Raw genomic sequence first — 12764 nt, forward strand, 5'->3', positions numbered from 1 at the left:
GCAACCAACCTATCATCGCGTCGTCATCTACGGGTGTTGCACTCAAGGTCCCGAAAAAACCTCACAGAGGACCTGATGATGAGTACTGATACGCCAAATGCCAGCCGTCGTAATCTTCTCAAGGGCAGTGTTGCGCTTGCCGTCGCCGCACCGTTCGTAGGTACCCTGCAAGCGTTCGCTACCCGACAGGCACATGCAGCCAATCCACTGCCACCCATTGCCGGTCCTTACGGCAGCCTGCGTCCGGTCAAGGATATGGCGACCGGGCTGGAGCTGCTCCAGCTTCCGCCGGGCTTCAATTACAAAAGCTTTTCATGGGCAGGCGACGTGATGAGCGACGGCCAGCCGGTACCGGGCAAGCATGACGGCATGGGCGTGGTGGGCGTGAGCCGTGGCCGTCGCGGTCGTGAGATCGTGCTCATCCGCAACCACGAAGTAGGCGGCAGCGCGAGCCGCATTCCCGCACCAGCGATTTATGATCAGGTTTCCCTGGCCAACGGTCAGCAGCCCGGTGGCGGCAACACCACGATCCGTTTCCCGTATGGCATTGGCCAGGACGTGCGGACCGAGCCGAGCCTCGGCGGTACGCTGGTCAACTGTGCCGGCGGCGTTACGCCCTGGGGCACCTGGCTGAGCTGCGAGGAAACCATTACCGACCTGACGTCATCAGGCGGCCTGAAGCATGGCTACGTGTTCGAAGTGCGCCCCGAGGCGGACAAGACCACTGGCCAGCCGATCGTCGCGATGGGCCGCTTCAAGCATGAAGCGGTATGCGTCGATCCGCGTACCAGCATCGTCTATCAGACCGAAGACCAGCGCAATGTGGCCGGGTATTATCGGTTTATTCCGGAGAACAGGAGCATGCGTCCCGCCGCGCTGGAAGAGGGCGGCCGGCTGCAGGCTGCCAGGGTGAAAGGCCTGAGCGGCGCCATGCTGCTGGCGCCCGAAGTGGGCGATGAGTACCAGCTGGAGTGGGTCGATATTGCCGAGCCCGACGCCGATCCACAGGGCAGCCAAAGTGGTCCCTATGTTCAGGCCAGGGCTGCGGGCGGTTTGACCATGAGCCGTGGTGAAGGCATCTGGTACCACCGGGGCAAGGCGTACATCGTCGACACCAGCGCCGGCCGCGACAGCCAGGGTCGCGAAGGGCAGGGCGAGGGGTGCGTTTGGATGCATGATCTGCGGACCGATCGCATCACCTGCATATTCGCCTCCAACGACAATGTCATCGCCAACAACCCGGACAACGTAACGGTTAGCCCGCGCGGTGGCGTACTGCTCTGTGAGGACGGCGGCGGCGTGCTGGATGAGTATGGTTTCGGTGAGCGTCTGATCGGCCTGACTGGCAGCGGCGAGCCGTATATCTTTGCCAAGAACAACATCGTGTTCAACGATGTCGAAGCGGCCGCGGCCGGCAAGAACGTGGCGGGCGGGGATTATCGCAACAAGGAGTTCGCCGGCGCCTGCTTCGATCCGACCGGCCATTTCCTCTTCGTCAACGCGCAGACTCCGGGCATCACCTTCGCCATCTGGGGGCCCTGGAAGCGCGGTTCCCTGTAGTTCAGGCGTCAGCTCAGGCAATACAGGATGCCCGCCATTTGGCGGGCATCCTGGTTCCGGTCAGAGCACCTCTACCCGGTCGCGGCCCTTGTTTTTGGCAGCATAGAGTGCCTGGTCTACCCGATCGAGCATGCGTTGCAAGGTTTCGTCTCCGCGGTACTGCGTGACGCCGAAACTCGCGGTCTTGCTCTGCACGGTGTCGAACTCGTGCCTGTTGATTCGCTGGCGGAGGATTTCCGCAGCTTCGTGCGCCTGCTTTTGCCCGGTTTCCGGCAGAACGATAAGAAACTCCTCGCCTCCCAGTCTGCCGACCTGATCAACCTGCCGCACGTTATTACGCAGTAGAGCGGCAAACTGACGAAGTACTGTGTCGCCGACGGTATGGCCGAAGGTGTCATTGACCTGCTTGAAGTGATCAATGTCGATCAGGATCACCGAGAAGGGTGTCCCGTAGCGGTTGGCGCGCAGGCACTCCTCGTTGAACAGCTGCTCGATTCTCGACCGGTTCCATAGTCCGGTAAGGCCATCGGTGCTGGCGGATAGGGCCAGCTCCTTGTGATTGATGAACATCACCTTGTGAGCCCGCTCGAGGATATACGCGTTGACGATACCGAAGGAGAAGGCTGCCATCAGCCAGATCAGGTGCAACCGTTCGATACCGGGCGCAATAGTGCCGGCCAGCGTCACCACGAGAATCAGCAGTGTTGACCCCGAGGCGGTGAGAATGGCCAGACGCAACTTCAGGCCCGAGATGGTGAACGTCCAGATGATGATGAAATAGAGTTCCGGCAGGAAATACACGAAGTCCTGATGGTGGCTGTTCAACCAGAGATTGGCTGCGGTGGAGGCTACCGGCGCGGTAGCGAGTAAAAACACCATAGGCTGACGCAAGCGATCGAAGAAACTCATCAGCAGGACCAGCAGCAGAGCAGCCGGGATCATGAGCCCGTGCACGGTCATCCGAGCGCCGTGCATGGATTCGGCAACGTCTTGCTCCATCCAGGCATAGAGCACGTACAGCACCATCGTGAGCAGTGCGATCAGCCGGATTTGCGGCAACTTCGTCTGGTGATACCAATCTGCAAACTCATCCCTGAAGGTGGCAGGGGACCCCTGCAAGGGGTCGAACGAACGTCGAATTGAATCCAAAGACTTCACAGGTACTCCGACAGCGGATGCCTGAACATCGGGTGATTGAGCTTCGTTGGCAATCAGATTGAACAATCACTTCCGATTCGATATCTATGCTGGACCCGCTTTGACCATCAGCGGTTCAATCGAAGCGGCAAAATGATGGCTCGCCCGACGCGACTGTGGCTTGGGGTGCCGCCTTTCCCGCCCATTCAGGTAAGCATTCGGCGTTATGGATTACTTCATTATTGCGATCATCACCGTGGCGGGGCTGGCCTTTCACTGGTGGATATTTGTGCTGATCAGGCGCTGGTCGCAGCGCGACCTGGCGTTGTCATTGGCAGGCAAGGACCCGATCAAGCAGGCATTCATGCTGGAAAAACTCGCCGAGGCGCAGCGCCTGAAGGTCAGGCGCAAGGAACTCGACGCGTGGCTCGAAGCCGCATCGCAGCGATACGATGCGCAGGCCGCTGGTACGGCTTCGTCTACGTAAGACCTACTTGTCGGTCACCGCCCCTTCCGAGGCGCTCGACACCAGTTTCGCGTATTTCGCCAGCACGCCGCGCGTGTAGTTGGCCGGAGGGCGTTTCCAGCGCCGTCTCCGTTCGGCAAGAACGTCCTCCCCGACGTCCAGCGTGATCTGCCGGCTCTCGGCATCGATGCTTATCGGATCGCCATCCTCGACCAGCGCAATCGGCCCGCCCTCGTAAGCTTCCGGGGTGATGTGGCCGACCACGAAGCCATGCGAGCCGCCGGAGAAACGGCCATCGGTGATCAGTGCGACCTCCTTGCCCAGACCCTTGCCCATGATCGCCGAGGTCGGCGAAAGCATCTCGCGCATGCCAGGCCCGCCCTTCGGCCCTTCGTAGCGGATCACCAATACGTCACCTGCCACGACCTCGCCGCCAAGGATCCCGGTCAGCGCCGCTTCTTCGCCGTGATACACCCGCGCCGTGCCCTTGAAATGCAAGCCTTCCTTGCCGGTGATCTTCGCGACGGCACCCTCCGGGGAGAGGTTGCCGTGCAGGATCACCAGATGCGAATTGGGTTTCACCGGGTTGGAGAAGGGTCTGATGATGTCTTGCCCTTCCGGATAGTCCTGCACGTCCGCCAGATTTTCAGCCAGCGTCCTGCCGGTCACCGTAAGCGTATCGCCGTGCAGCAGGCCGGCATCCAGCAGGCGCTTCATCAAGGGTTGAATGCCACCGATCGCCACCAGCTCGGACATCATGTACTGGCCGCTCGGGCGGAGATCGGCAAGGACCGGAGTGGTCTTGCCCAGCTCGGTAAAGTCGTCGAGAGACAGGTCCACGCCGACGGCGTGAGCCATGCCCAGGAGATGCAGCACGGCGTTGGTCGAGCCGGCGAGGGCGATAACGACGCGAATCGCATTCTCGAAAGCCTTCCGGGTCATGATATCGCTGGGCTTGATGTCCTGTCGCAGCAGCTCGAGAACCTGCCGTCCGGCGTTGATGCAATCTTCGCTCTTGTCGAGTGATACCGCGTTCTGCGCGGAGGAGCCGGGGAGCGACATGCCCAGCGCCTCGATCGCTGAAGCCATGGTGTTGGCGGTGTACATGCCGCCGCAGGAGCCTGGGCCGGGGATGGCGGTTTCCTCGATCTGCTGCACCTCGACCAGATCAATGTCACCCTTGGCGTGCTGGCCGACGGCTTCGAACACGGAGATGATGTCGGTGTGATTCGCCCCCGGTTTGATGGTGCCGCCATAAACGAAGATCGACGGCCGGTTCAGCCGCGCCATACCGATCAGGCAACCAGGCATGTTCTTGTCGCAGCCGCCTATGGCTACCAGGCCATCGAACCCTTCGCAGCCTGCGACCGTTTCGATCGAATCGGCGATCACTTCACGCGAGACCAGCGAGTACTTCATGCCCTCGGTACCGTTGGCGATACCGTCGGAGATGGTGATGGTGTTGAAAATCACGCTCTTGCCGCCGCTTGCATCCACGCCACGCCCGGCATCTTCGGCCAGCTTGTTGATATGCATGTTGCACGGGGTCACGTTGGCCCAGGTCGAAGCGATGCCCACCTGCGGCTTGGTGAAGTCGTCGTCGGTAAAGCCAACCGCGCGCAACATGGCGCGGGCAGGCGTTGCTGCGACGCCGTCCACTACTTGTGAGGAGTATTTTCGCATCGTGTCATCGGTCATCGCTCGGATCCTCGTGCTGGTTGTTGGTGTTGTGACAGGCCGGGCTCGAAAAGGTGTCCTTCTCTTCCGGCCCGGTCACCTCGGCTAAACACTCAAACCAGGTCGCGCTTTTCCTGACGCGCAGCCCGAGCGTCCTTGACCGTTGCGCCCAGAATCATCACCAGCACTGCCAGGGATACCGCCGGCCAGATAAGGACATAGCCTGCCAGAATGTAGGTTTGCATATTGATGTCTCCGATTATCACTTGGTTGGAAGCTCAGTCGTATCGTCGTAGTTGCCGACCGATTGTCCGATGCTGGCGAACTCGAACCTGTGTGAGCTCATCAGGCTTATCGTCACACAAACCAGTGTGCTCACACCGTAAGCGGTGAGCGACGCCAGCAGGATGGTGTAATCACGCAGGAAGCCGACAGCGAACCACGCCAGAACCACGGCGCCGAGTATTCCGACGATGACGCCGGCGCGACGTCCGAAGAAGCCGAAAGCCATCAGGCCGATCACTACGCCGCCGCCGATCGAAGCCAGCAGCTCGAAAAGCAGGCCAGTCACCCCGGCCATATTCAGCAGCTCGAAGCGGGCCACGCAGAACATCAACAGGCCGGCAATCACGGCCGAGGTGAACGCTGCGTTGGTCACGCGGTTCCAGAAGCAGCTGGCAATGACCGGGAAAACGATTGCGCCCCATAGCGCGCCCACGAAGACCAGCATGATGAGAATATCCATCGACAAGCTGGCAAGAACGACGCCGATGAGCGTGGCGACAATCATCGTCAGCCGACCAATGAATAGCATACGCGTCGGATCAGGCCGTCCCCTGGCGATGTTCTTGCCATAGACATCCGCCATGACGATCGCCGAGAGCGCGCAGAGATCCGAATCGGCAGTAGACGAGAGCGAGCCGATCACGAGGATGAAAAACAGTGCAATGAACACGGGCGACAGATACAGCGAAACCATCTGCGGGATGAGATTGTTCATGTCCCCGTCGATGGGCTCGAGGCCGGTCATCAGCGCCATCAGGCCGATCATGCCGAGGCCGATGACGATCGCGCCGTAGCCGATGGTCGCAGTGATGAAGGTCGGTTTGATGTGATCTTCGCGGACGGCGAACAAGCGTTGCGAAATGGTCTGGTTGCCAATGGCGTACGCCAGTACGGCGACGAAGAACGGCGCGCCCTGATTGAGGATGGCTTCGGTGGAAAACAGGTCGGCCTGCTCGGGCGTCAGTAGCGCCATCCCTTCACTCAACACGCCAGGCCCGCCCAGCGAGAACAGCACCGCAGGGATGATCAGGATGGCTATTGCCATCATTGCCATAAGCTGTGCGAAGTCGGTCAGTACCGAGGCGCGGAACCCGGACCACAAGGTATACGCCAGCACGCCGACACCGGCGATGATGACGCCGGCCTGGAAGGATAGGGGCGACAGCACCGAGACCAGCGCGCCGGAAGCAGTGAAATTGACCATCAGGCTGATGATGCTGCCCAGCACGTTGGACGAGGCCAGGATAAGCTGGCTGGAGGCACCGTGGCGCGCGTGGATCAATTCACCCAAGGTGTGCGCATTGGGAGCGAGTTTGCGAAACCGGCGACCGAACGGATAGATGAACAGGATCATCAACGCACCCCATAAGCCGTAGTGCAGAGGCCCGGAAATACCATAGGTGTAGCCGGAGGTGGCGGCAGCGTAAAACGAGGCTGCCCATATCCACGTGGCAGTCATGCTGGCCGCACCCAACCCGAAGCCGAGGTTGTGATTGGAAACCATGAACGCGTCGGTACTTTCCTTCTTGTTCTTGATCAACAGTGTGAGCAAGTAGGTGCCGCCATAAAAGGCGAGCAGGAGAGCGAGCACTGTAAAGGTCGAAAATTGGTAGAAGTCGGAGTCGTTCAAGCATATCCCTCTGTCGGTTCGCAAGGCTGCTTGCGCGGTCGGCCCGGCAGGGCGCTGCCAAACCCGGCAAGTAAAGATTTTCGCCGCACGGTCCCACCGGGACAGTTGCCTGGGTCGTGACGATCAGGTTACGCCGCGATCATTGGACGGTCAGAACAAATGGGGTCTGACCCGGGTGCGCCAGCGCAAAAGCTGGTAAACGAGACGTGCAAAACCGAGCTTTGCTGCAGCTCGGCGGAGACTTACCCTAACCGCTTGGGCGGGATTAGTCCACGACCGGAGCGCGCGTGCGGTGCGAAACAGGACGGGGAAAGGCTGGAGTTTCGCGCCACATAGCCGTCGTATCATCGAGGGCGGCTCTCACGGCAGCGGGCACGACAGTGAAGCGGGGCAAGTGCTTGGGAAGGTTGCGGCCGGTATGGAGATGCCCGGCCATATGGCCGGGCATCACTAGTGCGCCTACGGGGGGCAGTGCGGCTAGGCAGATGCTTCGGCTTCGTAATTTGCGTAGGAATGCTTCAGCGTCGCGTGGTTGAGTAACATCTCGGCCTTGAGCGTTTCGCCCTTGGCGTCATAAATTCGCGTCCGCACCCAATACGACTCGGTGCGCTTGCTTTCCGACAGCGCTGCGATTTCGCGGCGGATCACATACTCCTCGCCAACGAACAGCGGCCCGTCGACCATGCGGATTTCCTGGTCGGCAAACAGGCCGATTACCGGCTGCTTGACCGGGAAAGCGGCCTGCTTGCTGGTGTATTCAGCCAGCACACTGACCATCTCCAGCGGGATGATCGCCCGACCCCAAGGGGTGCTCTCGGCATCGGAGTACCACGGCGAATTTTCCGTTATGCGTTCGAGCTTCTGGTTGAGCGAGAACGGATACAGATTGCCCATATGCTGGTCGGCATCCATGCGCACGCGTTCTTCTTCAGCGCCTTTCATGCCTACCTGAAGATCCGACAGGATTACCAGCTTCTCCGGGGCGCGGAGCTTGGCCATGCGCTCGTCCAATAGCGTAGGTCCATCCCCAGGGCCGATGCTGGCGCTGGCTTCGAGCACTGGCGTGCCGTCGGCCTTTTCGGCCCAGCAGCGCAAGCGGGTTGCACCCGGGGCAGGCAGTTCGACGAAGGCGCGTACCTGCTCGCCTTCGACGACCATGTTCTGGAAGTGAGCGGAAAAACAGCCGCTCTCGAACCAGGCCTGGCCGAACACCTCGACCAGCAAGGGGACGAACTGGCTGAAGTGCGTGGGCCCTTCGATAGGGCCAGCCTTGAAGCCGAGCTTCTCGGCCATGCTGTCATCGTGGATCGATGTGTGGCCGCTGTATTCCTGTTCCTGCAGCATTTGCCGGGGCTCGCGCAGTGGGCCGCACAGGTGTAACGGAGTATCAAAACTCATGCGTGACTCCTTTATTTATCAGCCGTTGAGCATGCGGGTGAGGCGGTCACGCATGATCCCTTCAGCCTGGGCCATGATGCGATCGATCAGCTCTTTCACGGTCGGGACATCATTGATCAGCCCGGCGACCATGCCGCAGGACCAGGCACCGGCGTCCATCTCGCCAGTTTTCATGATGCGCGGATAGACGCCTGCAACTTCCTCGGCGATATCGGCGAATTTCAGGTCGGCGCCCAGCTTGCGCTCTTTCTCGAGCAGGCGCTCGACGGCACTGTTGTTCAGCACACGCTCGGTATTGCGCAGCGGGCGCATGACCAGGCGGGTATCCAGTTCGCTGGCCGCAACGATAGCCTGCTTGACGTTCTCGTGAACCGGGGCCTCCTTGGTGGCGATGAAGCGGGTACCCATGTTCATACCTTCGGCGCCCATCGCCAGCGCAGCGGCGAGCGAGCGGCCGTCTGCCATGCCGCCGGAAGCGACAAAGGGAATTTCCAGCTCATCCGCAGCGCGCGGCAACAGGATGAAGTTCGGTACATCATCTTCCCCGGGGTGCCCGCCACACTCGAATCCATCCACGCTGACCGCGTCGCAGCCGATCGCCTGGGCTTTGAGTGCATGACGTACCGCAGTGCATTTGTGGATCACCTTGACGCCGTGCTCTTTCAGCGCCGGTAGGTACTTCTGCGGATTGTTGCCGGCGGTCTCGACCACCTTCACGCCGCCCTTGATGATCGCCTCGACATAGCCCGGGTAGTCCGGCGGATTGACCGAAGGCAGGAAAGTCAGGTTGACACCGAAGGGCTTGTCGGTCATCTCGCGGCAACGGCGGATCTCTTCGGCCAGCGCGGCAGGGTTGGGCTGCGTGAGGGCGGTGATCATGCCCAGGCCGCCAGCATTGGCGACTGCGGAGGCGAGCTCGGCATAGCCGACATGGTGCATGCCGCCCTGGATGATCGGATGTTCGATGCCGAAAAGTTCGGTGATTCTGGTTTTCATATGGCCCTCTGTTCATTCCGCTGATCGGCCTGCCTGCAGCAGGCGCGGGTGGGAGAAGTTGGTCGAATCAACCGGAAGAGTGTAGGCGTGGTAACGCCTTAATTGCCATGTAAGTGCGGTATTCACCTGATTGATACTTCTCGCGCTAGCGACCGGCTGATGTAGGGTTCCACATACCTGCGACGACGTTGGCGAATGGGAGCGAGACAACATGTACAGCATCGAAGACGTCGAGCTACAGAAATGGACCGTCAGCGGGCTCGATGCTCGCGTCGCTGTACTCGGTCAAGGACCGGTCGCCCTCTGCGTACACGGCTGGCCAGAGTGCTGGTATTCCTGGCGGCATCAGATGGTCTTGTTGGCAAACGCCGGCTATCGCGTCATCGCGCCGGACATGCCCGGCTTCGGGCAAACGCAGGGATATGCGGAGATCGCCGATTACACGATCGAGCGGACAGGCAGGTTCCTCTCCGATTTGATCGCCGAGGCGGGCGTTTCCAACGTACTACTGCTTGGCCATGACTGGGGTGCGATCAACGTGTGGGGCTTCGCGCTGCAGTATCCGCACAAGGTCTCGAAGATGGTGGTCATGAGTGTGCCGCTGAAGCCCCTCGGCGAACAGCCGCCCACCGAACAGCTGCGTGAGTTGTTTCAGGATCGATTCTTCTACCAGTTGTACTTTCAGCAGCCCGGCGTCGCAGAAGCCGAATTTGACGCGGACCCGGAGGGAATATTGCGCGCATTGTTCTGCTCGCCCGACACGCCCCGCGCCAAACCGGTTCTGGGCAAGTCCATAAGTGAAGGCGGCGGCTGGATCGGCCGGCTGGGCAAGCCGCTGGAGCAACCCGGCTGGCTAACTGACGAGGCCATCGCCTATTACGTGAAAACCTATCGGCAGAGCGGCTTCGCCGGCGGGCTCCATTACTACCGAAACATCGACCGGAATTGGCGGATCATGCAGCGGTACGCCGATGCGCGTATCGATTGCCCGGTGTTGTTTTTATCCGGCGAAATGGATTACGCGACCCAGCGCGCTACGGCAGAGCATTTGGTCGCGCAAATGATCGATCGTGTGCCCAGCCTGACGGTCCAGGTTTTGCCAGACAAGGGACATTGGCTACAAGGTGAGGCGACCGAAGAGGTAAACCGGGCGCTGCTCCGATTTGTCGGGGTTCATGGTCAGTGAAGCCCGGCCGTCTCCCGGCACGTGTTTTTGCGACCCGGTCAATAACCGCAACCGACATGGCCTGGGGCGAGGGTTGCGATAAGTTTTCATAATAAGAAAGATAGCGACAATCCGCTTTGCCTATACGCCGCTTCGCTTGATGATGGCATACACACCTACACAAGAGGAGTATGTCAATGAAACTGATCAAGCGGATTCTGCAGCGCAAGCAATCTGACCAGATCGCCGGCCAGGATGCAGGCATCGAACACCCGAACTTCTGGATGTATCACTGAGTTGGCTGTGGGGGACCGACCGCCTCGGGCGCTGGTCCCTGCCTCGTTCTGCTATCCGCCGACCAAGCCAGATCGGTTTGGCTCCGACCGTTCTTCTGCGATGCGAGTGCTCGCGCATCGAGCAAGTTCCAGTACCTGTGCGTTCGTGTCGTTTTTCCTGAACTTGTTCGAAGGCGAGCAAGGTGAAACAGAGATTCTTCCTAAGCGAGAAATAAACTATCCCGGTGATAATAGCGTTATCTGAAGTTTCGCCATCACCCAAATAGGTGAATCGAGAGTAGTGCTGGAATCGTGTCATTGTGCCTGCAACCAGTTGATTTGGATCCATTGTTCGGCCATAACCCATACGGGTGAAATTGACGTTCTGACATTGACTTGCTTCTTTTCCAACTTACACTTCGAGAGTCTGATGTCCGGCTGTCCCCTGGAAACATCGGTCAAAGAAGTTTCGATAAAAACAAATTAGAAACTCTCGGAGTAAAAATGAATAACAAACTATTCCCGAAGTCGGCCCTGTCCCTGCTCGCCGCAAGTGCACTGCTTTTCTCTGCTTCCTCTATGGCTGGCAATCCCACGCCTCCGCCTCCGACTGATGGTGGTGACGGCAGCTACCAGCGCGGACCGGACCCAACCGTTTCGTATCTGCAAGCCGAAAGCGGGCCGTACAGCGTCCGGACCGAGAACGTTTCCAGCTATGTCAGCGGTTTTGGCGGCGGCACCATCCATTATCCGACGGGTACCACGGGCACCATGGCAGCGATCGTGGTCATCCCAGGCTTCGTTTCGTCCGAGTCGTCCATCGAGTGGTGGGGCCCCAAGCTCGCTTCCCACGGCTTCGTGGTGATGACCATCGACACCAACTCCGGTTATGACCAGCCCGCCAGCCGCGCGCGCCAGATCAACGCCGCGCTCGACTACATGATCGACCGCAACAACACCTCCAGCAGTGCTATCAACGGACTGATTGACGTCAATCGCCTCGGCGTGGTTGGTTGGTCGATGGGCGGTGGCGGTACGCTGCGCGTTGCCGAGGAAGGTCGCATCAAGGCGGCGATTCCGCTGGCTCCTTGGGATCAGACCACCTTCCGTGACGTTCAGGCTCCGACGCTGATCTTCGCTTGTGAATCGGACACCGTCGCTCCGGTTAGCCAGCATGCTTCGCCATTCTATAACCAGCTGCCAAGCGGCCTGCCGAAGGCGTTCTTCGAGTTGAACAACGGCAGCCACTACTGCGCCAATGGCGGCAACTCGTACAACCCTGCGCTGAGCCGCCTGGGCGTGTCCTGGATGAAATTGCACCTGGATAACGATGAGCGTTACGAGCAGTTCCTGTGTGGTCCTAACCACACTTCGGACTACACTATCTCCGAGTACCGCGGTAACTGCCCGTACTAAGCTGATAGTTGTGAAAAGCTCCGGTCACCACAGGTGGCCGGAGCTTTTTTTGTGCCGGCGAATTCATGCGTGCACGAGTATCGCCGCGCGACAGAGCCGCTCCATCTCGTTAGCCCAGGCGGCGGTCTCGTCACTTTCCAGCTGTAGCAACAAGGCGTAACGCCGCCCGCCCCACACAGCCAGATGCAGCGCTTCGATGGTCTGTGGCGATACTGAACAGGGCAGATCATCACAGGCATCGAATACCCGGTGCCACAGTTGCATGAACTCTTCATGAGCGCGCTGTTGATGTTTCAGCTCGGCCAGAGCCGGCTCCAGATCGAGCAGTTTCGGATGAAACCAGGGGAGGCCGGAGCGTTCGACACCACACACACGCTGCAGAAGACGGTGTATGCGCTCCTCCCACGGTAGACCGACCGGTTGTATAGCCGCCTCGTCCACGCAGCGGATGAGACTTTCGATGCAATACCGAATATATCCGGAATGCAGTGCCATCTTGTTGGGGAAATATTCGTACAGAGTGCCTACGCCAATTCCGCATTCAAGCGCGATGGCGCGGGTAGTAATCCGCTCCCAGCCATCGCGCTGCCAAATCCGAACATAGGTATCGAAAATGGCCTGCACGGTCGCTTTGGCACGGGCTTGAGAAGGGCGTTTCAGTGGCTTGAGCTTGGTTTCCGGCGGCGTCTTTTGCATGTCAGTGATAACCGAACCCGATAGGCGGAGCGATGCGATACAGTCCCTTCACACTTGGCCTCA

Annotated in this window: 11 protein-coding genes; 4 read left to right on the forward strand and 7 right to left on the reverse strand. The window is 59.7% G+C overall.

Going from position 1 to position 12764, the window contains the following annotated elements; genetic code table 11:
- Positions 1-75 precede the first annotated feature (75 nt).
- On the forward strand, positions 76-1560 hold the full coding sequence (locus tag BLT85_RS04425; protein ID WP_231701536.1) for a PhoX family protein: 1485 nt from the start codon (positions 76-78) through the stop codon (positions 1558-1560).
- 60 nt (positions 1561-1620) lie between these two features.
- Here BLT85_RS04425 and BLT85_RS04430 read toward each other — a convergent pair whose 3' ends face one another.
- Complete coding sequence (locus BLT85_RS04430) at positions 1621-2619, reverse strand: GGDEF domain-containing protein (protein ID WP_231701537.1); 999 nt, start codon at positions 2617-2619, stop codon at positions 1621-1623.
- A 304-nt stretch (positions 2620-2923) separates the two neighbouring features.
- Here BLT85_RS04430 and BLT85_RS04435 point away from each other — a divergent pair, with 304 nt between their 5' ends.
- The gene (locus tag BLT85_RS04435) at positions 2924-3184 is read left to right on the forward strand and encodes a hypothetical protein (protein ID WP_093392020.1); all 261 of its coding nucleotides are present in this window, start codon (positions 2924-2926) and stop codon (positions 3182-3184) included.
- Positions 3185-3187: 3 nt separating this feature from the next.
- Here the strand turns inward: BLT85_RS04435 and ilvD are convergent, their stop codons facing one another.
- The 5 genes from ilvD to BLT85_RS04455 form a co-directional block, all read right to left on the reverse strand.
- Positions 3188-4861, reverse strand: a complete 1674-nt coding sequence (gene ilvD, locus BLT85_RS04440) for a dihydroxy-acid dehydratase (protein WP_093392021.1) — start codon at positions 4859-4861, stop codon at positions 3188-3190.
- 92 nt (positions 4862-4953) lie between these two features.
- A complete protein-coding gene (locus BLT85_RS16800; RefSeq protein ID WP_231701538.1) occupies positions 4954-5085 on the reverse strand; it encodes a putative transporter small subunit in 132 nt (43 codons plus the stop codon).
- 17 nt (positions 5086-5102) lie between these two features.
- Positions 5103-6755, reverse strand: coding sequence for a sodium:solute symporter family protein (locus BLT85_RS04445; RefSeq protein ID WP_093392022.1), 1653 nt, complete (start codon positions 6753-6755; stop codon positions 5103-5105).
- A gap of 477 nt (positions 6756-7232) precedes the next feature.
- Positions 7233-8153, reverse strand: coding sequence for a hypothetical protein (locus tag BLT85_RS04450; protein WP_093392023.1), 921 nt, complete (start codon positions 8151-8153; stop codon positions 7233-7235).
- An 18-nt stretch (positions 8154-8171) separates the two neighbouring features.
- Complete coding sequence (locus tag BLT85_RS04455) at positions 8172-9149, reverse strand: NAD(P)H-dependent flavin oxidoreductase (protein WP_093392024.1); 978 nt, start codon at positions 9147-9149, stop codon at positions 8172-8174.
- Between the two features lie 211 nt (positions 9150-9360).
- On the opposite strand from BLT85_RS04455, the gene BLT85_RS04460 reads away from it, so the two are divergent.
- Positions 9361-10335: an alpha/beta fold hydrolase gene (locus tag BLT85_RS04460; protein WP_093392025.1), complete on the forward strand. Its 975-nt coding sequence runs from the start codon at positions 9361-9363 to the stop codon at positions 10333-10335.
- A 758-nt stretch (positions 10336-11093) separates the two neighbouring features.
- Positions 11094-12005: an alpha/beta hydrolase family protein gene (locus BLT85_RS04465; RefSeq protein ID WP_172829808.1), complete on the forward strand. Its 912-nt coding sequence runs from the start codon at positions 11094-11096 to the stop codon at positions 12003-12005.
- Between the two features lie 63 nt (positions 12006-12068).
- Here the strand turns inward: BLT85_RS04465 and BLT85_RS04470 are convergent, their stop codons facing one another.
- Positions 12069-12701: a TetR/AcrR family transcriptional regulator gene (locus BLT85_RS04470; protein WP_093392026.1), complete on the reverse strand. Its 633-nt coding sequence runs from the start codon at positions 12699-12701 to the stop codon at positions 12069-12071.
- Between the last annotated feature and the right edge of the window lie 63 nt (positions 12702-12764).

It is taken from the genome of Halopseudomonas xinjiangensis, assembly GCF_900104945.1.
Taxonomy (GTDB): Bacteria; Pseudomonadota; Gammaproteobacteria; order Pseudomonadales; family Pseudomonadaceae; genus Halopseudomonas; species Halopseudomonas xinjiangensis.